The organism is Duganella callida (assembly GCF_004614165.1).
Classification (GTDB): Bacteria; Pseudomonadota; Gammaproteobacteria; order Burkholderiales; family Burkholderiaceae_D; genus Rugamonas; species Rugamonas callida.
The window spans coordinates 1-22,082 of sequence record NZ_SPVG01000091.1 but is presented as its reverse complement, the minus strand read 5'-3'; the positions used below and the strand labels follow the sequence as shown (position 1 = coordinate 22,082).

Here is a 22,082-nt window from a genome sequence, read left to right as displayed (position 1 = left end):
ATGTCACTGTTTAAGATTTTCAACGTTTCCGGTTCGGCCATGAGCGCGCAGGCGCAGCGCCTGAACGTGGTGGCCTCCAACCTGGCCAATGCCGACAGCGCCACCAGCGCCACCGGCGAAGCCTACCGCGCGCGCCAGGTGGTGTTCGAGGCACAGACGCCGACCGACGGCGGCACCGCCACCGGCGTGCGCGTCAAGCAGGTGGTGGAAGACCAGTCGCCGATGAAGATGATGTACGACCCCAAGAATCCGGCCGCCGATGAACAGGGCTATGTGACCATGCCCAACGTCAACGTGGTGGACGAGATGGTCAACATGCTGTCGGCCTCGCGCGCCTACCAGAACAATGTGGAAACCATGAACGCGGCCAAGTCGCTGCTGTTGAAAACCCTGACCATCGGTCAGTCCTAATCAAGAAAAACTCATAGAAGAATTCACCATGACTACTATCGGCAATTTCCCCACCCCGGCCGCGTCCGCCACCAACAGCACCGGCACGACCGACACCCAGACCGCGGCCGACGACGTCAAGGCGGACAGCGACAAGTTCCTCAAGCTGCTGGTGACGCAGCTGAAGAACCAGGACCCGCTGAACCCGATGGACAACGCGGCCATGACCAGCCAGCTGGCGCAGCTGTCGACCGTGACCGGCATCAACAAGGTCAACGCCACGCTGGAATCGCTGCGCACCGACATCAACACCCAGTCGCAAAGCGCGGTCAACATGATCGGCAAGGGCATCCTGGTGGCCGGCAAGGGTATCGAGCTGACCAGCAGCACCGATGACGCCGGCAAGACCACCTACAGCAGCCTGTTCGGCGTCGACCTGGCCTCGGCCGCGGAAAGCGTCAGCATCGAGATCAAGGACAGCACCGGCAAGACGGTCAAGACCATGAGCATGCCGAGTTCCGAGGTCGGCACCTATCCGATCGGCTGGGACGGCACCACCGACGACAAGACCCAGGCGCCGGCCGGTAGCTATACCTTTACCGTCACCGCCACCAGCGCAGGCAAGACGCTGACCGACGCCACGCCGCTGCAGCTGGCCGCCGTGGCCAGCGTGTCGACCGGCAGCGGCGGCGTCAAATTGAATACCTCGCTCGGCCATTTCAGCCTGAGCGATGTGAAAGAAGTTCTGTAAGCAGTCTCACACCTAAGCATAGGGGAATACCATGTTCCAACAAGGATTGAGCGGCCTGAACGCCGCATCCAAATCGCTGGATGTCATCGGCAACAACATTGCCAATGCCAGCACGGTCGGCTTCAAGGCGTCGCAGGCGCAGTTCGCCGACCTGTACGCCAACTCGCTGAACGGCGTCTCCGGCAACAATGCTGGTATCGGTGTGTCGGTGTCCAAGATTGCGCAGCAGTTCACCCAAGGGAATATCGAGACCAGCAGCAACCCGCTGGACGTGGCCATCAACGGCGGCGGCTTCTTCCGCCTGTCGGTGAATGGCGCCGTGGTCTATTCGCGCAATGGCCAGTTCCACGAAGACAAGACCCACACCCTGGTCAATGCCCAGGGCGCGCAGCTGACCGGCTACCTGGCCGACACCAACGGCGTGATCCAGATGGGCGCGCCCGTGCCGCTGACGCTGGACAAATCCGACATGAAACCGGTGGCCAGCACCAGCGCCAATTTCAAGGCCAACCTGAGCTCCAAGGACACGGTGCCGGCCCACGTGCCGTTCAACGCCAACGACCCGCAGAGCTACAACCTGCAGCAGCCGGCGGTGATTTACGACAGCCTCGGCACGGAACACCGCATGACCATGTACTACGTCAAGACCGACGCCAATACCTGGGACGTGTATGCGGCGGCTGACAACAAGGAATTGGTGTCGGCTGGTGTTACGGCGGCTGTCAATAACGATCCCGGCGTGGTGCAGGCGCGCACCGACTACAACACCGCCGTGCAAGCGACGCCACCCGATACTGCCGCGATCGCCAGTGCGGCTTTCAACTATGCCACCACGGCCTACAACGCCATGCTGACCGCCGCGCAGACGCCGCCGGCATCGGCGTCCCAGGCCCAGCTCGACGCGCTTACTGCCGCCTACACCGCGCTTGACCCATCGGGCAGCCAGCAGATCACCGGCCTGAACCCGGACCAGATCAACGCCAAGCTGGCCGCTGCGGTGGACGTGCCGGCGGTCAAGGTCGGCACGCTGCTGTTCAGCAATACCGGCGCGCTCGATCAGCAGGCCATGGCGCTGATGACCCCGTCGCAGACGCTGCCATTCCAGATCACGCTGCCGATCTTCCCCGACACCGGCGCGCAGGAACCAATCACCATCGCCACCACGTTCGAGGGCATTACCCAGTACGGCAGCAAGACTGTCGACCAGGGTGGCGTCGGCGACGGCAACCCGGCCGGCGCCCTGAAGAGTTATTCGATCGACGAGAACGGCGTGATCCTCGGCCAGTACGACAATGGCTTTTCGCGCGCCCTCGGCCAGATCGCCATGGCCAACTTCGCCAGCGTGGACGGCCTGACGCCGCTCGGCGACAACGTCTGGATCGAAAGCTCGGCCTCGGGTCCACCAGTCGTCGGCGTGCCTAATGCGGGCTCGATGGGCAGCCTGCGGGCGTCGGCGGTGGAAGCCTCGAACACCGACCTGACCGCCGAACTGGTCAACATGATCACCGCGCAGCGCGTCTACCAGGCCAATGCGCAGACCATCAAGACCGAGGACTCGATCCTGCAGACGCTGGTGAACCTGCGTTGATGAGGTAAATCATGGACCGTCTCGTCTACACCGCCATGACCGGCGCGCGCCACGTGATGGAGCAGCAGGCCACCGTGTCGAACAACCTGGCCAACGCCACCACCACCGGCTTCCGCGCCCAGCTGGACGCGTTCCGCGCGGTGCCGGTGGTGTCGGAAGGCTTGCCGACGCGCGCCTTCGTGGTCGATTCCACGGTGGGGACGGACTTCCGCTCCGGCCCCATCGAGACCACCGGGCGGCCGCTGGACGTGGCCATCCGCGATACCGGCTTTCTGGCGGTGCAGTCGGCCGACGGTTCGGAAGCCTACACCCGCAACGGCAGCTTCAAGATCAACGAGAACGGCATCCTGCAGACCAGCAGCGGCCAGACCCTGATCGGCGACGGCGGCCCCATCGCGGTGCCGCCCGACACCAAGATCGCCATCGCCAGCGATGGCACCGTCAGTGTGGTCAACGACAACTACGCGCCCGGGCCGTCCAACACCCTGGGCCGCCTCAAGCTGGTCAATCCGGACACCAAAAACCTGCTGCGCGGCGACGACGGCCTGTTCCGCCAGGCCGACGGCACGCCGGCCGAGAACGATCCCAACGTGCGCCTGGTCGATGGCGCGCTGGAGGGCAGCAACGTCAATCCGGTCGATTCCATGGTCAACATGATCGGTCTGGCCAGGCAGTTCGAGATGCAAATGAGCCTGATGAAGAACGCCGAGAATAACGCCGCAAAAGCCACCCAGATCCTCGCTTTGAGTTGATGCCGCCTCCCGCATAATGCTTGCATGGGGTGACACGCTCATCCAGGCAATGGGAGAAGCAGCATGATACGTTCGTTATGGATCGCCAAAACCGGCATGGAAGCGCAGCAGACGCAGATGGACGTCACGTCCAATAATCTGGCCAACGTCAGCACCAACGGTTTCAAGAAGTCGCGCGCGGTGTTTGAAGACTTGCTGTACCAGAACATCCGCCAGCCCGGCGCGCAATCGTCGCAGCAGACCAATCTGCCGTCCGGCCTGCAGCTGGGCACCGGCGTGCGCCCGGTCGCCATCGAGCGCATCCACACCCAGGGCAATCCGCAGTCGACCGGCAACGACAAGGACCTGATGGTCAACGGTCCCGGTTTCTTCACCGTGCTGCTGCCGGACGGCACCACCGCCTACACCCGCGACGGTTCCTTCCAGCGCGACCAGAACGGCCAGATGGTGACTTCGGAAGGCTTCGTGCTGCAGCCGGCGATCACCATCCCGATCACCGCCAACTCGATCACCGTCGGCCGCGACGGCACCGTCTCGGTCAACACCCAGGCCGCCAATGGCGCCGTCAGCACGCAGCAGATCGGCAGCCTGCAGCTGGCCACCTTCATCAACCCGACCGGGCTGGAATCCAAGGGCGAGAACCTGTACGTGGAAACCACCGCGTCCGGCGCGCCGCAGCAGAACACGCCCGGCGCCAACGGCACCGGCAACATCCTGCAGGGCTACGTGGAAACCTCCAACGTCAACGTGGTGGAGGAGATGGTCAACATGATCCAGACCCAGCGCGCGTACGAAATCAATTCCAAGGCCATCACCACCTCCGACCAGATGCTGCAAAAGCTGTCGCAGATGTAAGGACCGCCATCATGAAACACGCCATCTCCATCGTCACCGCCGCCGTCCTGCTGAGCGCCTGCCAGGCCACGCCGACCTCCATCGTCAACTCGCCGATGACCGCGCGCCCGCTGACCACCGAACAGATGCAGGCGCAGCCGAACAACGGCGCCATTTATCAGCCGGCCGCGTTCCGGCCGGTGTTCGAAGACCGCCGCGCGCGCCACGTCGGCGATGTGCTGACCCTGGTGATCACCGAGAAGACCTCGGCCAACAAGGCCGGCACCGCCTCGGGCAACAAGTCGGGCAGCGTCAGCGCCACCATTCCGGGCAAGCTGGGCGGCACCTTCGGCAATCCGCTGACGGCCGCCACCACCAACACCTACACCGATGGCGACAACCAGACCGCCAGCAACGCCTTTACCGGCACCATGGGCATCACCGTGGTGGAAGTGCTGGGCAACGGCAACCTGATCGTGGCCGGCGAAAAGCAGATCGGCATGAACAAGGGCACCGAATACATCCGCTTCTCCGGCATGATCAACCCGGACAGCATCGCCACCGGCAACACCGTGCAATCGACCGCCGTGGCCGACGCCCGCGTCGAGTACCGTACCGCCAACCACATCGACAAGGCCGAGCTGTCGTCGATGGCGACGCGCTTCTTCCAAAGTCTGCTGCCGTTCTGATGATCATGAAAACTTCGTTCAAAGCCGCCGCCCTGATCTGCCTGTCGCTGCTGGCGCCGTTCGGCCACGCCGAGCGCATCAAGGACCTGGCCAGCATCGCCGGCGTGCGTTCCAACCAGTTGATCGGCTACGGCCTGGTGGTCGGCCTGGACGGCTCCGGCGACCAGACCACGCAAACCCCGTTCACCGTGCAGAGCGTGATTTCCATGCTGCAGCAGCTGGGCGTCAACCTGCCGCAGGGCGGTTCGCAGCTGCAGCTGAAAAACGTCGCGGCGGTGATGGTGACCGCCTCGCTGCCGCCGTTCTCGCAGCCGGGCCAGACGCTGGACATCACCGTCTCGTCGATGGGCAACGCCAAGAGCCTGCGCGGCGGCACGCTGCTGATGACGCCGCTGAAGGGCGCGGACGGCCAGGTGTACGGCATGGCCCAGGGCAATATCCTGGTGGGCGGCGTCGGCGTGCAGGCCGGCGGTGGCGGCGGCGGCAATTCGCTGACCGTCAACCACCTGAGCGTGGGCAAGATCGCCAACGGCGCCACCGTCGAGCGCGCGGTGCCGACCAACCTGGGCGAAGGCAATATGATCAAGCTGGAGCTCAACAACGCCGACTTCGCCACCGCCAGCCGCGTGGTCGAGGCGATCAACGATAAATACGGTGCCGGCATCGCCTACGCGCTGGACAGCCGCGTGATCCGCGTGCAGGCGCCGAGCAGCAGCGACCAGCGCGTCAGCTTCATCGGCGTGCTGCAGGACATGCAGATCAATCCGGCCGAGCAGCCGGCCAAGGTGATCATGAACGCGCGCACCGGTTCGGTGGTGATGAACCGCTCGGTGACCCTGGACACCTGCGCGATCTCGCACGGCAACCTGTCGGTGACGGTCAGCACCGATACCCAGGTCAGCCAGCCGAACCCGCTGTCGGGCGGCCGCACCGTGGTGACGCAGAATCCGCAGGTCGGCATCAAGCAGGACAGCGGCAAGGTCATGCTCATCAAGGGCGGCGCTTCGCTGGCCGATGTGGTAAAAGCCCTCAATGCGATCGGCGCCACGCCGCAAGACTTGCTGTCCATCCTGCAGGCGATGAAGGCGGCCGGCTCGCTGCACGCCGAACTGGAAATCATCTGACCGAGTGACGCCATGACCAGCCCGACTTCTTCCACCAAGAATGACCTGAGCGGCAAGTTTGCGCTCGACGTCAAGGACATGGGCAGCCTCAAGCAGCAGGCCCGTGCCGGCAGCCCGGAAGCGTTGAAAACCGCGGCCACGCAGTTCGAAGCGATGTTCGTCAACATGATGATGAAGAGCATGCGCGATGCCACGCCGCAGGACGGCATGATGAACAGCCAGCAGACCAAGACCTTCACCACCATGCTGGACCAGCAGACCAGCCAGAACATCGCCAAGAAGGGCATCGGCCTGGCCGACATGCTGGTGCGCCAGCTCAGCAAGAAAACCGACGAGCAGGCATTGGCCATCGGCGGCTACGGCAGCACCGCCAGCGACAGCGCCAACGGCGACGGCAGCTTCAACGGCGTCGCCAGCCTGATGGATGCCAAGCTGCAGCGCGCGATTGCCGCCGCCGGCGGCGCCAGCAGCACCGGCGGCACCGAAGCCGCCTCCACGAACAAAGGTTCGTCCGCGTCCCACGTGCGTAGCTTCCAGGAAAAACTTGCTGCCCACGCGGAAGAAGCCAGCAAGGCCACCGGCATCCCGGCCAAGTTCATGCTGGGTCAGGCCGCGCTGGAATCGGGCTGGGGCAAGCGCGAGATCAAGGGCAAGGACGGCACCAACAGCCACAACCTGTTCGGCATCAAGGCCGGCAGCGACTGGAAAGGCAAGGTGGTCGAAGCCACCACCACCGAGTACGTCAACGGCAAGGCGCAGACCAAGGTCGAACGCTTCCGCGCCTATGACAGCTATGCCGACAGCTTCAAGGATTACGCCAACTTGTTGGCAAGCAATCCACGTTACGAAAAAGTGCTGGCCAGCGCCGGCGATGCCGCCAGCTTCGCCCAGGGCTTGCAAAAAGCCGGATACGCCACAGATCCGAATTATGCGAGCAAGCTGACCAGTATTATCAAGCGCTCCCTGGCGGGTTAATCAAGTTTTGCCGGGAGCTGCCGTAAACCTCTTCATACAGAGTGAAATATCATGAGTCTTCTTAGCATAGGCAAAAGCGGATTGTTGGCTGCCCAGGTCGGTCTGGCGACGACCGGCAACAACATCACCAACGCCAACACGCCCGGTTACAGCCGCCAGGTGGCGATCCAGGCCGACACCGGTACCCAGTACCAGGGCTTCGGCTATGTCGGCACGGGTACCGAAATCAGCGCCGTGCGCCGCTACTACGACAATTTCCTGGCGTCAGCCTTGCGCAATGCGGAAGCCAACCAGGCGCAACTGGACACCTATACCACCCAGATCAACCAGGTGGACAACTTGTTGTCCGACACCACCGCCGGCCTGTCGCCGGCGCTGCAGGATTTCTTCAACGGCGTGCAGGATGCCACCTCCAACCCGGCTTCGCAGGCGTCGCGCCAGGCCATGTTGTCGAGCGCCTCGTCGCTGGTGGGCCGGTTCAACGCGCTCAGCGACCGGCTGGGCGAACTGGCCTCGGGCGTGAACACCGAGATCGTTTCCAATGTGGGCCAGATCAATTCGTACGCGCGCCGCATCGCCGATCTGAACGTCACGATCGCCAACATGTCGACCAACCAGGCCCAGCCGAACGACTTGCTGGACCAGCGCGACCAGTTGCTGACCGAGTTGAACAAGCTGGTCAAGGTGAATGTCACCGATGGCAACAACAACATGCTGAATGTCACGTTCGGCACCGGCCAGCCGCTGGTGGTGGGCAACCAATCCTTCGAGCTGAGCACCCAGAGTTCGCCGACCGACGCCAGCCGCATCGAAGTCGGCTACACGGCGGGCGGCAACTTCAGCAAGCTGCCCGATTCGGTGCTGACCGGCGGCCAGCTGGGCGGCCTGGTGCAATTCCGCAACGACACGCTGGACAAGGCGCAAAACACCCTGGGCCAGATCGCCGCCGGCCTGGCCACCAGCTTCAATGCCCAGCACAAGCTCGGCCAGGACCAGAATGGCGACATGGGCGGTGATTTCTTCAAGCCGATTCAGGCTTACGTCGGCACCAATACCAACAATTCCAAGTCCAGCACGGCCACCGTCAGCGCGGTGGTGACCGATGCCAGCGCGCTGACCACCAGCGACTACAGCGTCGATTTCGACGGCACCAATTTCAACGTCACCCGCCTCAGCGATGGCAAGGTAACGCAGATTAATCCCTATCCGCAGACCACGCCGCAAGTGATCGACGGCGTGTCCTACAGCATCAGCGGCAATCCGGCCGCCAAGGATAATTTCCTGGTGCGGCCGACCTACAATGCCGCCCGCGACTTGTCGCTGGCCATCAACGACACCACCAAGATCGCACTGGCGGCGCCGATCAGCACCGCCGCGCCGACCGCCAATGCCGGCAGCGGCAAGATCACGGCCGGTTCGGTGGACCAGAACTATTTGACGGCTGGCAATGCCATCACGTCGCCGGTGACGTTGACCTACGACAAGGCCAGCAACACCTTCTCCGGCTTCCCGCCCGGGCAGGATGTGACGGTGACGGTGGGCAGCACCAGCACCACCTATCCGGCCGGCACGCCGGTGCCGTACACCGAAAATGCCAACATCAGCTTTGGCGGCGTCACGTTTGCCATCAGTGGTGCGCCGGCCGACCTTGATACGTTCACGATCGGCCCCAATACCAGTGGTGTGGGCGACAGCCGCAACGGCGCCTTGTTGGCGGGCTTGCAGTCGAAAAACATCATGAACAACGGCACCGCCACCTACCAGACCACCTATGCCGGGCTGGTCAACTCGGTGGGCAGCAAGGCGCGCGAAGCGCAGATCGCCGGCAAGGCGGCCGATGCGGCCGTCACGGAAGCCACAAATCAGCAACAATCGGTGTCCGGCGTCAACCTGGACGAGGAAGCATCCAACCTGCTGCGCTATCAGCAGGCTTATCAGGCGAGCGGCAAGGTGATGCAGGTGGCCAGTACCCTGTTCGACACCGTGCTCAGCCTGGGCAACTAAACACAGAGGTTAGCATCATGGTAATGCGCATCAGCACTAAAATGATTTATGACACCGGCACGGCGCAGATCACGTCGCTGCAGACGGCGCTGGCGCGCACCCAGAATCAGATGTCGGCCAACAAGAAGAACCTCAGCGCGGCCGACGATCCGATCGCCGCCGCCCGCGCGCTGGAAGTGACGCAATCGCAGTCGATGAACACCCAGCTGGCCACCAACCGCGCCAACGCCAAGGGGGTGATGAACCTGGAAAGCGTGGCGCTGGCCAGCTCGAATTCGATTCTGCAGGACATCAAGGATCTGGCGGTGAAGGCTGGCAACGGCTCCTACAGCGCCGCCGACCGCGAATCGCTGGCGGTGGAATTGGAAGGCCGCCTGGCCGACCTGATGGGCCAGGCAAACACCTCCGACGGCGTCGGTGGTTATGTATTTTCCGGCTACAAGTCGGGCACGCTGCCGTTCACCAAGACCGCCACCGGTGCCGATTACCAGGGCGACCAGGGGCAGCGTACCTTGCAGGTCGGCTCCAGCCGCACGCTGCCGATCACCGATTCCGGTGCGTCCGTGTTTGAAAACAATACCACCGGCAACGGCACGTTCGTGACCGGCGCCGATCCGGGCAATTACGCGCGCGGCGGCACCGGCATCATCAGCGCTGGTTCGGTCAAGGACGCCACTCAGCTGACCGGTCATAAGTACCAGATCAATTTCCAGGTGGTGGCGGCGACGCCGGGTGTGCCCAAGCAGACCACGTACACGGTCACCGACCTGACCACCGGCAATCCCGTGCCGCCGCCACCGGCGCCGGCCGATCCGCAACCGTATGTCAGCGGCCAGAACATCACCTTCGATGGCGTGCAGTTCGACGTCAAGGGCGATCCGGCCGACCAGGACAGCTTCACGGTGGAGCCGTCGACCAAGCAGTCGGTGTTCCAGACGGTGACCGATTTCATTTCCGCGTTGCGCGGCCCCGGCGATGGCCCGGCCGGCCAGACCTTGCTGAACAATAAGCTGAACCAGTTGGAAGTCAACATCGACAATGCCAGCGACAACATCCTGTCGGTGTCGGCGGCGGTGGGCTCGCGGCTGAAGGAGATCGATTACCTGGACAGTGCCGGCGACGATCTGAACCTGCAATACCAGACCACCCTGTCCGGTCTGCAGGATCTCGACTATGTGGCCGCCATCTCGCTGTTCACCCAGCAGCAGACCACGCTGACGGCGGCGCAAAAGTCCTTTACTACCATGTCCGGCCTGTCGCTGTTCAATTACATCAACTGAACGGCCGGCGTTCGGCGCCGACCAACAAAAACGCCCAGCTCGCGAGCTGGGCGTTTTTGTTTGCGGCTGCCGGCTTATTTTGCCGCCAGCATGCCCTGCGTGCTGACCTGCTTGCGCAGCCAGTCGTCGTGCTGGGCCGTGGCCGCACCGCTCAGCATGGCGGTGGCCTGGTAATGCTGCAACTGGCCGGCCAGCGCCGCCACCTGGTGGCTCAGCGCACTGGCGGACGACGGCATTTCCAGCTTGCCGGCCGCGGCAGCGCTGCCGGCCTGGACGCTGTAGCTGTTGAGCGCGGCGGCGGCGCCACTGACGGCCGTGCTGGCCGCATTGGCGCGGTCGGCCAGGAACCAGACGTCGGCCACCTCGTGCGTGGCGCCATCGGTGCTGGTATAGCTCGACTGCAGGCCGATCCAGTTGCCCTGGTCGACCACGCTGGTCTGCTGCGCGCCCACCGCCAGGCTGGCGATGTGCAGCGAGGCCAGCGTCTTCAGTTCGTCGGCCTGGCTGACGCCGTCCGCGTTGGCGTCCACCCACACGCGCAGGTCGCCGAACTGCGCGTCCTTGCTGTCGATCACGCCATCGTGGTTGGTGTCGAGATCGGCCAGCGCGGCGAAGCCGTCCCTGGCCTTGCCGCCATTGGCGCCGTTGGTCGCGGTGCCGAACAATTCGCCGCCGTCGTTGATCACGCCGTCGTGGTTGCGGTCCAGGGCCAGCAGGCCGTCGCCGGAACCGACCCAGCCGGTGTGCACCTTGCTGCCGTCGGCGCGCAGGTCGAACTGCACGCCGGCGTCGATGTCCAGGGTCTTGATGCCGTTGCCGTCCAGGTCCAGCACCAGCGGGCTGGCCGACGGCAGCACCGCCTTCTGGTCGGACGACAGCGCCGCCACTTGCGCCGCCGACAACGCCTTCACCTGCGCCATCGACAGCGCGGCGATCTGCGCCGTGGTGAAGCCTTTCAGCACATTGGTCTGCAGCGAGTGGATCTGCGCCGTGGTCAGCGCGGCGATCTGGGTCGCGCTCAGCAGCTGGATGGTGGCCGTCTTCAGGCCGGCCAGCTGCGTGGTCTTGAGCGCCGCCATGTCGGCCGCGTCCAGCGTGGCCAGCTGATCGGAGCCGAGCGCGTTCAGCGTCGCGGTCGACAGCACGCCGATCTCGGCCGTGGTGAGGGTGTTCATCTGCACCACGGTGATGCCCTGTGCCTGCGCCGAGCCGAGCGCGGCCAGCTGGCGCGTGCTCAGCGTGTCGAACAGGTTGTCGCTGATGACGTTGACCTGGGCCGAGGTCAGCGCCTGGATCTGCCCGGTGGTGAAGGCGTTCAGCGTGCTCATGCTGCCCAGCTGCGCGGCGGTCAGCGATTTCATCTGCGCCGCCGTCAGCGCATCCAGCGTACGGGTCGACAGCGCGTTCAGCTGGACGCCGGTGAGCGCCGTCAGTTGCGTGGTGCTGAGCTTGCCGATCTGGGCGGTGGTGATGCCGGCCAGCGCGGTCGCGCCCAGCGACTGCAGTTGCGAAGTGGCCAGATACGACAACGTCAGCCCGGCGATCTGCGCCGTGGTCAGGTTGCCGATCTGGGTGGTGGACAACTGCTGCACTTGGGTCGATTTCAGCGCCGCAATCTGGGCCGAGCGCAGCGACTGGAAGCTGTCGTCGTCGAGCGCGCTGAGCTGAGCCGTGGTCAGCGCCGCCACCTGGGTGGCGTTCAGCGTGCCCAGCGTGGACAGCGCGTTCAGCTGGGCCGTGCTCAGTGCCTTGATGTCGTTGGCGGTGATGCCGCCGATCTGGCTGGTCTTCATGCCGGCCAGTTGGTCGGCGGTCAGGGAGCGGAACTGGTCGGTGGACAACACACCGAGCTGGGCGGTGCTCAGCGCCGCCACGTCGTCCACTTCCATCGACGCGATCTGCGCCGTGGTCAGGCCCGGCAGGGCGGTCAGCGCCAGCGCGCGGGTCTGCGCGGTGGTCAGCGCCACCAGCTGGGCCGTGCTCAGGTTGGGCAACTGCGCCTTGGTCAGCGAGGCGATCTGCGAGGTCTTCAGCGTCGCCAGCAGGGCGCCATCGAGCGAGCGCAGCTGGTCGCTGGTCAGCACGCTGAACTGTGCGGTGGTCAGCGGATTCAGCGTGCTCAGGCCCGCCAGCTGTTCGGTGCGCAGCACCTTGATCTGGGCCTGGGTCAGCGCGGCGATCTCGCCGGTGCTCAGCTGGCCCATCTGGGCGGCGCTGAGCTGCGCGATCTGGGCGGTGCTGAGCGCGGCCAGCTGGTTGGTTTTCAGGCCGCCCAGGTCTTCCGCTTCCATGTTGGCCAGCTGGTCGCTGGTGAGCGCGCGCAGCGCGGCCTCGTTCATGGCGCGCCATTGGGCCACCGTCAGCACCTGGATCTGGTGCGTATTGAGGGATGTGATCTGGGCGCTCGACAGTACCGCGACCTGGGCCGTGGTCAGCGCGTTCAGCTGGTCATCGCTGAGGTTGGCCAGCGTGCCGCCGTTCAGCGCCGGAATCTGGCGCGTGCCGAGCCAGCCGATCGGGATCATGGCCAGCTGCGCGGTGCTCAGCGCCCCGACTTGCGCCGAGGTCAGCGCGCGCACCTGCGCCGAGGTCAGCGCCTGCAGCTGGTCGGCGGTGATGCTTTGCATGTCGTTGGTGGTCAGGGCGGCAATCTGCGCCGTCGTCAGCGCGCTGATGTCTTCAGCCTCGATGGCGGCAAACTGGTCCGGCGTGAGCGCGGCGATGGCGCGCGTGCTCAGCGCGCGCAACTGGCCGCCGGTCAGGGCGATCAGTTGGTCGGCAGTCAGCACGGCGATCTGGGCAGTGGTCATGCCGCTGATGGCGCCGGTGCTGAAGTAGGCCATCTGATCGGCAATCAGGGCGGTGATCTGGTCCGGCGTCAGCGCGGCCATCTGGCCCGAACGCAGCGCGGCCAGGTCCTGGCCTTCGATCGCGGCGATCTGGGCCGCGCTCAGGGCCTGCAGGGTGCGGGTGTTCATGGCCACCAGGTCGCCGGTGTCCAGCGCGATGATCTGCTCCGCCGTCAGGCCGCTGACCTGGCCGCTGGTCAGCGCGGCAAACTGGTTGGTCTTCATGGCGGCGATCTGGTCGGCGCTCAGCGCGGCCAGCTGGTCCGCCGTCAGCGCCCGGACCTGGGTCGTGGACAAGCCGCTGACCGCCAGTGCGTTCAGCTGGTCCGGGGTCAGCGCCGCGATCTGTTGCGACTTGATGCCGACCAGTCCCTGCGTGCTCAATGCGGCGATCTGGTCGGCGCTCAGCGCCACCAGCTGGTCGCTGCTGAGCGCCGCCAGTTGCGCCGATTTCAGGAAAGCCATGTCTTCCGCATCGATGCCAGCCATGTTGGCCGGGTCCAGGCCGGCGATCGCGCGCGTGCTGAGCGCCGCCATCTGCGCGCCGCTCAGCGCCTGCAATTGCTCGCTCTCGAACACCGCCAGCTGGGTCGAGGTCAGCGCGGCGATCTGGCGCGTGCTCAGGGCGGCAATATCGTCGGCTGTCAGGGCGTGGATGCGGTCGGTCGACAGCCCGGCGATCTGGCTGGTGGTGTAGTCCGACAGATTGCCCAGCGCCGCCAGCTGGGCCGGCGTCATCGCGCCGATCTGGGCGGCGCTGAAGGCGGCGATGCTGGCGCTGCCCAGCGCGTGCAGCTGCTGGGTCGACAGCCAACCGATCTGGTCGGTGGTCAGCGCGCGCAACTGGCTGGTGTTGAGTGCGGCGAAGTCTTCATTCTCCAGCGCCTCGACCAGCGTCTGGTTCAGGTGCGACAGCAGGTCCAGCGACAGCGCGCGCGCTTGCTGGGTCGACAGCGCGATCACCTGGGCGGCGGTCAGGCCGTCGGCCTGGTCGCCGTCCAGCGCGGCCAGCTGGCGCGTGCTGAGGCCGGTCAGCGTGCCGACCGACATATTGCTCAGCTGGTCCGTGGTCAGCGCGCGCACCTGGTTGGTGGTGAGCGCGGCCAGGCTGCTCAGGGCGCTCAACTGGGCGTTGCTCAGGTAGCCGATCTGGCGTGTGCTGAGGCCGGCGATTTCCTGGGTGGTCAGCAAACCGTACTGGCCCAGCGACAGCGAGCCCAACTGCGAGCTGGTCAGGGCGGCGATCTGCACCGAGGTCAGGGCGCGCAGGTCCACGTCTTCGAGCGCGTTCAGCTGCGCCGACGTCAGGGCGGCGATCACGGCCGGCGAAAGCGAGCGCATCTGCGCGGTGGTCAGCGCCACGATCTGCGGTCCGCTCAGGTACTGGATCTGCGTGCTGCTGAGCGCGGCCAGTTGCGAGGTCTTCAGGTTGGCCACCTGGCTCGGCGTCAGCGCGATGATCTGGTCGGACGACATGCCGGCGATCTGCTTGGTGCCGAGGCCGGCCAGGCTGCCCAGCGCGGCGAACTGGTCGGTGCTCATGGCGCCCAGCTGGCTGGTGGTCAGCGCGGCAATCTCGGCCGAGGTGAACGCGCCCAGCTGGCTCAGGCTCAGCGCGGTGATCTGGCGCGTGGTGAACGCGGCCACCTGGGCGGTGCTCAGCACGGCGATGTCGAGCGCCTCGATGGCGGCCACCTGGTCGGTGCTCAGGCCGCCGATGGTGGCGGTGCTCAGGCTGCGCACCTGGCCGGTGGTCAGGGCGACGATCTGGTCGGTGGTCAGCGCGCCGATCTGGGCGCTGGTGAGGCCGGCGATCTGGCTGGTCTTCAGCGTGGCGATGCTGCCCAGACTGGCGACCTGGGCGGTGGTCAGCGCGCCGATCTGGCGGCTGGTCAGCGGCGCCAGCGTGGCCAGCGCGCCGAGCTGGTCGGTCGTCAGCGCGTGGACTTGCTGGGTGCTCAGCGCGGCGATCATCTGGGTGCTCAGGCCGGCCACCTGGCTCAGCAGCAGATGGCTGACCTGGTCGGTGGTCAGGGCGGTGACCTGGCGGCTGTTCAGCGCCTGCAGGTCGGCCAGCTCGATCGCCTGCACCTGGGCGGTGCTCAGCGCGCCGAGCTGGTCGGCGGTCAGCGAGCGCACCTGCGCGGTGGTCAGCGCGACGATCTCGTCCGACGTCAGCGCATAGGCCTGGTCGGTGGTCAGCGACGCGATCTGGGCGGTGGTGAGGCCGGCCAGGATGTTCAGCGGCATGGACGCGATCTGGTCGGTGGTCAGCGCCGCGATGGCCGCGGTCGAGAAGCTGGCCAGCGACGGCAGGGCCGCGAACTGGTCGCTGGTCAGCACCGCTTTCTGGTCCGGCGTCAGCGCCGCGATTTCCTGCGTGGTCAGGGCCTGGATCTGGCGCGTGCTCAGCGCCCGCACCTGGTCGGTGCTCAGCGCCTGGATCTGGCGCGTGCTCAGGCTGGCCAGGCCGCTGTTGCTCAGCGCGCCGATCTGGGCGGTGCTGAGCGCCTGGATGGCGCCGGTGCCGATCGAGCGCAACTGCGCGGTGGTCAGGCCGGCCATCTGGTCGGTGGTCAGCGCCGCCACCTGGCGGCTGCCCAGGGCGGCGATCTGGCCGGTCTTCAGCGAGCGCAGGTCGGCCAGGTTGAGGCCGGCGATCTGGTCGGTGGTCAGCGCGCTCAGCTGCACGGTGCTCAGCGCCGCCAGCGTTTGCAGCGCGTCGAGCGCGGCGTCGCTCAGGCTGCTCAGCTGGCCGACGGTCAGCGCGGCGATTTCCTGGGTGGTCAGCGCGCGCAGCTGGTCGGTGCTCAGCGCCGCCAGCTGGCTGGTGGTCAGCACGCCGAGCTGGCGCGTGGTCAGCGCCACCAGGTCGGCATTGCTGAGCAGGGCGATGCGGTCGGTGCCGAGCGCGGCCAGCGCGGCCGTGCTCAGCGCCCGCACCTGGCTGGTGCTCAGGGCTACGATTTGGTCGGTGGTGATGGCGGCCGCCTGCACGTCGCTCAGCGACGCCACCTGGGCCGTGCCCAGCGTGGCCAGCGTGCGCGTGCTCAGCGCGGCGATCTGGGCGGTGCTGAAGGCGCTGATTTGCGTCGTGCTCAGCGGCGCCAGGCTCAGCGCGGCCAACTGGTCGCTGCCCAGCGCGGCCAACTGGTCCTGGGTCAGGGCCCGCACTTCGGACGAGGTCAGCGCGGCCATCTGGTCGCTGCCCAGCGCGCGCACCTGGTCGGTGCTCAGGCGCGCGATCTGCGAGGTTTTCATGGCGCGGATGTCGCGCGTCTCGATGGCGGCGATCGCGGCCGTGCTGAGCGCGGCGATGGCGCCGGTGCTCAGCGCGGCGATCTGCAGCGTGGTCAGGGCGACGATCTGGTCGGTACCCAGCGCCCGCAGCTGGCTGCTGCTCAGCGCGGCCAATTGGCGGGTGCCCAGCGTGACCAGGTCGGCGGTGGTGATGGTGCTGACCTGGTCGCTGGTGAGCGCGCCGATCTGCACCGTGGTCAGCACCGCCAGGCTGCTCAGCGCGTCCAGCTGGTCGCTGCTCAGCGCGGCGATCTGGTCGGTGGTCAGGCCGGCCGCGGCGGTGGTGCTCAGCGCGCGGATCTGGCTGGTCTGCAGCACGGCCAGCTGGCCGGTGGTCAGCTTGTTGACCTGGCTGCTGTCGAGCGCGGCGATGTCGCGCGTCTCGATCGCCAGCAGCTGGTCGGAATTCAGCGCCGCCAGGCTGGCGCCGCTGAGGCCGCGGAACTGGCCCGCGCTCAGCGCGACGATCTGGTCGGTGGTCAGCGCCTGCAACTGGCTGGCGCTGAGCACGCCCAGCTGGCTGGTGGCCAGGCTGGTGAGGTTGCGCGTCGACAGGCCGGCGATCTGGGCGGTGGTGAGCGCGCCGATCTGGCGGCTGGACATGCCGGCCAGGGTGCTCAGCGCGTTCAGCTGGTCGGTGCCCAGCACGCCGATCTGGTCGGCGTTGAGGGCGCCGATGGCGCTGCTGCTGAGGGCGGCAAACTGGTCGCTCTGCAGCGCGGCCAGCTGGTCGGTGCCGAGGCGGCCGACCTGGGCGCTGCCGAGCGCGGCGATGTCGCGCGTTTCGATCTGGCCGATCTGCGCGCTGGTCAGCGCGTTCAGCATGGCGGTGCTCATTGCCGCGTACTGGGCGGTGGTCAGCTCGATGATCTGGTCGCTGGTCAGGGCCTGCACCTGCTGCGCGGTCAGCGCCGCCAGCTGGCTGCTGGTCAGCGCCACCACGTCGCGGGTTTCCAGCGCCACCAGCTGGTCGGTGGTCAGCGCCTGGATCTGCGCGCTGGTCAGCGGCGCCAGCGATTTCAGCGCGACGATCTGGTCGGTGGTAAGGGCGGCGATCTGCTCGGCGGTCAGCGCTCGCTCGTCATTGGTGCTCAGGGCGGCGATCTGGTCGGTGGTCAGCGCCGCGATCTGGGCCGTGGCCAGCGCGCGGATCTGGCTGGTGGTCAGCACCGCGAAATCGGCGGTTTCCAGCGCCTGCACCTGGTCGGTGCTCAGCGCCGCCAGCATGGCGGTGGTCAGCGATTGCGCCTGGCCGGTGCTCAGCGCGGCCAGCTGGTCGCTGGTCAGCGCGTGGATCTGGTCGGCGTTCAGCGAGGCCAGCTGGGTGGTGGTCAGCAGCGTGATCGCGGCCGTCGTCAGCGCGGCGATCTGGTCGGTGGTCAGTGCCGACACCTGCATGGTGGTCAGCGGCAGCAGCGATTTCAGCGCCAGGATCTGGTCGGTGCTCATCACCGCCAGCTGGTCCGGGCGCAGCGCCTGCGCATCTTCGGTGGTCAGCGAGTACAGCTGGCCGGTGGTCAGCGCCAGAAGCTGGTCGCTGGTCAGCGCGCGGATCTGGGCCGTGGTCAGGGCGCGGATGTCGCGCGTTTCGATGGCCGCGATCTGCGCCGTGCTGAGCGTGCTGACGGTGCGGGTGCCGAGCGCGCCGATCTGGCTGCTGCTGAGCACGACGATCTGGTCGGTGGTCAGGGCCAGCAGCTGCTCGTCGCTCAGCGCGTTGAGCTGGGTGCTGGTCAGCGCCACGGTGTCGCGCGTGTCGAGGGCGGCGATCTGGTCGCTGGTCAGGCCGCGGATTTGCGCCGTGTTGAGTGTGGTCAAGGTCTTCAGCGCCGCGATCTGGTCGGTGCTCATCGCGCCCAGCTGGTCGGCGCGCAGGCCGGCCATGGCGTCGGTGCCGATCGCGGCCACCTGGGCGGTCGACAACGCCGCCGTCTGTTCATTGCTCAGGCTGCGCAGCTGGGCCGTGCTCAGCACGGCGATGTCGCGGCTCTCGATGTACTGCACCTGGTCGGTGCTGAGCTGGCCCAGGGTGCGCGTGCTCAGCGCCTGGATCTGGCTGGTGCTGAGCGCGACGATCTGGTCGGAATTCAGACCCAGCAGTTGGTCGGCGTTCAGCGCCGCCAGTTGCGCCGAGCTCAGCGCGGTGATGGTCTGGGTGCGCAGCGCGGTGATCTGGTCGGTCGTCAGGCCGGCGATCTGGGCCGAGGTCAGCGGCGCCAGCGAATTGAGCGCAACCAACTGGTCGGTGCTGAGAATGCCGATCTGGTCCGAGCGCAGCGCCGCGATTTCGTTGCTGCGCAGCGCGTGCGCCTGGTCGGTGCTCAGGCCCAGCAGCTGGTCGCCGGTGAGGGCGCGGATCTGCTGGCTGGTCAGCCAGATCAGGTCGCGCGTTTCCATCGCGCCGAACTGGTCGCTGCTGAGGGCCTGGATGCTGGCGGTCTTCAGCGTGCTGATTTGCAGCGTGCTGAGCTGGGCGATCTGGTCGGTGGACAGCAGGCCGAGGTGATAGGCGTCCAGCGCGTTGAGCTGGGTGGTGGTCAGTTGCTGCAGCTGGTTGGACACCAGCGCGGCCAGCTGGTCGCTGGCCAGGCTGTTGATGGCGCGGGTGCTGATGGCCGTCAGCTGCTGCGCGCTCAGCGAAATCAGCTGGTCGGTGCTGATGCTGGTGATCTGGTCGGTGCCGATGCTGCTGACTTGCAAGGTGGTCAGGGCGCGCACATCGCGCGTCTCCAGCGCGGCGAACTGCGCCGGCGTCAGCGCATTCAGCTGGCGGGTGGTGAAGCCCTGCATGCTCTGCGACGACAGCGCGATCAGCTGGTCGCTGTTGAGCACGGCGGTCTGGTCCAGCGTGAGCGCACCCAGCTGAGCGCTGCTCAGCGCCGGGATGGCGGCGGTTGACAGGCCGGCCACACCGTCCAGACTCAGGCGCGACAGTTGTGTCGTCGTCAACGCGCGCAGATTGGCCGACGACAGCGCGGCGATCTGGTCGGAGGAAAACGCCTGCATGTCCTCGCTGGTCAGCGCGGCGATATTCGTGCTCGTCCAGTGGGCGATGTCGTCGGTCGTCAGAGTAGGAACGATTGTGCTCATTACAGGGTTCTCCCGGGAAGCTTCCATGATACGCGCTAAATTGCCACACGGAAACCAAAAAAATGCCTATGGGCTAGTAACTTCCTATGGTCCCAGACCCGGCGGGCGTACCGGCGACTGTGCCGGTTTCGCTACAGCTTGTCGTTGTGACCATGTGCGCGGCATCAGCCGCGCCCGTTCTATGCCATCCAAAAACAGGTTTTGCACTGGTGTTCCCAAGTACGGGAGCGTCATGGCAACCACCAGCAAACCTACACCCAATGTGATCGGAAATCCGATCCCGAACAAATTCAACTGCGGCGCGGCGCGCGTCAAGATCCCGAGCGCCACGTTGGTAATCAGTAAAGCCGCCACCACCGGCAGCGACAGCTGCACGCCGGTGCTGAAGATGCGCCCGCCCCAGTCGGCCATCTGCTTGAAGCCGCCGCCGTAGATCGGCAGACTGGACACCGGCAGCGTGTAAAAACTTTCCACCAGCGCCGACAGCAGCACCAGGTGGGCGTTCAGCGCCAGGAACGCCATCGTCGCCACCAGCGACAGGAACTGGCTGATCGCCGACGAACGGCCCGAGGTGGTCGGATCGAAAAACGTCGCGAACCCCAGGCCCATGGTCAGACTGGAAATCTCCCCGGCCAGCTCCACCGCCGCAAAAATGATGCGGATGCTGAAGCCCATCGCCAGGCCGATCAGCATTTCCTGCATGACGATCAGCAGCCCGGCCAGCGATAGCGGGTCGGTCGCCGGCCAGGCCGGCACCGCCGGCGCGACGATCACCGCCAGCCCGACGCCCAGGCTGACCTTGACGCTGGCCGGCACCGCGCTGTTACCGAACAGCGGCGAGGCGGCGATCAGGCCAAGGATGCGCGTCAGCGGCCACAGCAGACCAGCGATCCAGATATTGATATCGGCGGAAGAGACGGTAATCATGAGGGTCTGTTACATTTCCGTCCGGCATCTTTTCGTATTCTAGACGAAGTTTTTAGTAATTTGGTAATTGTTACACTTGCTAACCGACCAGCAGCGGGATGCCGCCGAATACTTCGCGCATGTAATCGAGCATGACCGACAACATCCACGGACCGGCCACCACCAGCGCCACGAAGATGCCGACCAGCTTGGGGATGAAGGACAAGGTCTGTTCATTGATCTGGGTTGCAGCCTGGAAGATACTGACCACCAGACCGATGATCAGCGCCACCAGCAACAGCGGCGCGGCGATCATCAGGGTCACTTCCATGGCGTGCCGGCCCAGGGTCATCACGCTTTCCGGGGTCATGGCGCTCTCCTAGTAGAAGCTCTGGGCCAACGAGCCCAGCAGCAGCTGCCAGCCGTCCACCAGCACGAACAGCATCAGTTTGAACGGCAGCGAAATCACCGCCGGCGACATCATCATCATACCCATCGACATAAGTACAGAGGCGACCACCATATCGATAATCAGAAATGGAATGAAGATGGCAAAGCCGATCTGGAACGCGGTTTTCAGTTCGCTGGTGACGAAGGCCGGCACCAGGATGCGCAGCGGCACGTCTTCCGGCCCCTGCAGGGCGGGACTGCGCGACAGTTTGACGAACAGCGCCAGGTCGGCCTGGCGGGTCTGCTTCAACATGAAAGTTTTTAATGGATTGGCGGCCTTGTCCATCGCCTCCATCATGGTCAGCTTGTTTTGCTCCAGCGGCAGGTAGGCTTCGTTGTAAATCTTGTCGAAGGTCGGCCCCATCACGAACAGGGTCAGGAACAGCGCCAGGCCGACCATCACCTGGTTGGGCGGCGCCGACTGCGTGCCGAGCGCCTGGCGCAGCAGCGACAGCACGATGATGATGCGGGTGAAGGCCGTCATCAGCAGCAGCGCGGCCGGGATGAAGGTCAGCGCCGTCATCAGCAGCATGGTCTGGATCGGCAGCGTGTAATTGGTGCTGCCGGCCGGGCCAGGCGTGGAGGTCAGGGCGGGGATGCCGATGCTGGAATCGGCGCCGGCCAGCGCGGGCAGGGCCAGGGCGCCCAGCAACAGCGCGGGCTGGAGGTAGCCGGACAGCTTATTGGCCATTGCGTTTTTCTATCGTTTGTTTGAACCAGGCGGCGAAGTTGGCGGCCGGCAGCGTGGCCGGGACGGCCGGCTCGCTGCTTTCCTGGCGCGGCATGGTGGCCAGCGCGTTCATGCGGCCGGGCGAGGCGCCGACCACGATCCATTGCTCACCCACTTCCACCACCAGGATGCGCTCGCGCGCGCCGACGCTGAGCGCGCCGACCAGCTTGACGTTGCTGTTGCCGGCGCCGAAGCTCTTGGGCGCGTAGCGCTTGGTCAGCCAGGCCAGGCCCAGCATCAGGGCGATCACGAACAGCAGGGCCAGCGAGGTCTGGAACAGGCCGCCGCCGGCGGACGGCGCCGGTTGTGGCGCGGGCAGGGTGCCGCCGGTGGGGGCGTCGGCTGGGGCGATGGCTGGGGGGCCGGTCGC

15 protein-coding genes are annotated in these 22,082 nt (G+C 65.9%); 10 read left to right on the top strand and 5 right to left on the bottom strand.

Annotated elements, in window-relative coordinates; all coding sequences use genetic code 11:
- From flgC to flgL, 10 genes are all read left to right on the top strand, one after another.
- The gene (gene flgC, locus E4L98_RS09920) at positions 1-411 is read left to right on the top strand and encodes a flagellar basal body rod protein FlgC (RefSeq protein WP_135201398.1); all 411 of its coding nucleotides are present in this window, start codon (positions 1-3) and stop codon (positions 409-411) included.
- A 28-nt stretch (positions 412-439) separates the two neighbouring features.
- Positions 440-1,141, top strand: coding sequence for a flagellar hook assembly protein FlgD (locus E4L98_RS09915; protein ID WP_135201397.1), 702 nt, complete (start codon positions 440-442; stop codon positions 1,139-1,141).
- A gap of 31 nt (positions 1,142-1,172) precedes the next feature.
- Positions 1,173-2,729, top strand: coding sequence for a flagellar hook protein FlgE (locus tag E4L98_RS09910; protein ID WP_135201396.1), 1,557 nt, complete (start codon positions 1,173-1,175; stop codon positions 2,727-2,729).
- An 11-nt stretch (positions 2,730-2,740) separates the two neighbouring features.
- Positions 2,741-3,481, top strand: coding sequence for a flagellar basal-body rod protein FlgF (gene flgF, locus E4L98_RS09905; RefSeq protein ID WP_135201395.1), 741 nt, complete (start codon positions 2,741-2,743; stop codon positions 3,479-3,481).
- A gap of 63 nt (positions 3,482-3,544) precedes the next feature.
- Positions 3,545-4,336: a flagellar basal-body rod protein FlgG gene (gene flgG, locus E4L98_RS09900; RefSeq protein ID WP_135201394.1), complete on the top strand. Its 792-nt coding sequence runs from the start codon at positions 3,545-3,547 to the stop codon at positions 4,334-4,336.
- An 11-nt stretch (positions 4,337-4,347) separates the two neighbouring features.
- Entirely contained in the window at positions 4,348-5,004 is a 657-nt protein-coding gene (locus tag E4L98_RS09895) for a flagellar basal body L-ring protein FlgH (protein WP_135201393.1), read from the top strand.
- Positions 5,005-5,009: 5 nt separating this feature from the next.
- Entirely contained in the window at positions 5,010-6,128 is a 1,119-nt protein-coding gene (locus tag E4L98_RS09890) for a flagellar basal body P-ring protein FlgI (RefSeq protein ID WP_135201392.1), read from the top strand.
- Between the two features lie 12 nt (positions 6,129-6,140).
- Positions 6,141-7,103, top strand: a complete 963-nt coding sequence (gene flgJ / locus E4L98_RS09885) for a flagellar assembly peptidoglycan hydrolase FlgJ (RefSeq protein WP_135201391.1) — start codon at positions 6,141-6,143, stop codon at positions 7,101-7,103.
- 51 nt (positions 7,104-7,154) lie between these two features.
- Complete coding sequence (flgK, locus tag E4L98_RS09880; RefSeq protein WP_135201390.1) at positions 7,155-9,107, top strand: flagellar hook-associated protein FlgK; 1,953 nt, start codon at positions 7,155-7,157, stop codon at positions 9,105-9,107.
- Positions 9,108-9,130: 23 nt separating this feature from the next.
- Positions 9,131-10,387 carry a flagellar hook-associated protein FlgL gene (gene flgL / locus E4L98_RS09875; RefSeq protein WP_167761310.1) on the top strand — a complete coding sequence of 419 codons (1,257 nt, stop codon included), beginning with the start codon at positions 9,131-9,133 and terminating at the stop codon, positions 10,385-10,387.
- A 74-nt stretch (positions 10,388-10,461) separates the two neighbouring features.
- Here flgL and E4L98_RS09870 read toward each other — a convergent pair whose 3' ends face one another.
- The 5 genes from E4L98_RS09870 to fliO form a co-directional block, all read right to left on the bottom strand.
- Entirely contained in the window at positions 10,462-19,626 is a 9,165-nt protein-coding gene (locus E4L98_RS09870; protein WP_229257338.1) for a beta strand repeat-containing protein, read from the bottom strand.
- 84 nt (positions 19,627-19,710) lie between these two features.
- Positions 19,711-20,553 (bottom strand): flagellar biosynthetic protein FliR, encoded by an 843-nt coding sequence (gene fliR, locus E4L98_RS09865; protein WP_135201388.1) that lies wholly within the window; start codon positions 20,551-20,553, stop codon positions 19,711-19,713.
- A 79-nt stretch (positions 20,554-20,632) separates the two neighbouring features.
- Positions 20,633-20,902: a flagellar biosynthesis protein FliQ gene (gene fliQ, locus E4L98_RS09860; protein WP_135201387.1), complete on the bottom strand. Its 270-nt coding sequence runs from the start codon at positions 20,900-20,902 to the stop codon at positions 20,633-20,635.
- Between the two features lie 9 nt (positions 20,903-20,911).
- On the bottom strand, positions 20,912-21,673 hold the full coding sequence (fliP, locus tag E4L98_RS09855; protein ID WP_135201386.1) for a flagellar type III secretion system pore protein FliP: 762 nt from the start codon (positions 21,671-21,673) through the stop codon (positions 20,912-20,914).
- Positions 21,663-22,082: flagellar biosynthetic protein FliO (gene fliO / locus E4L98_RS09850; protein ID WP_135201385.1), on the bottom strand; the 420-nt coding region annotated here is incomplete at its 5' end. The genes fliP and fliO, both read right to left, overlap by 11 nt.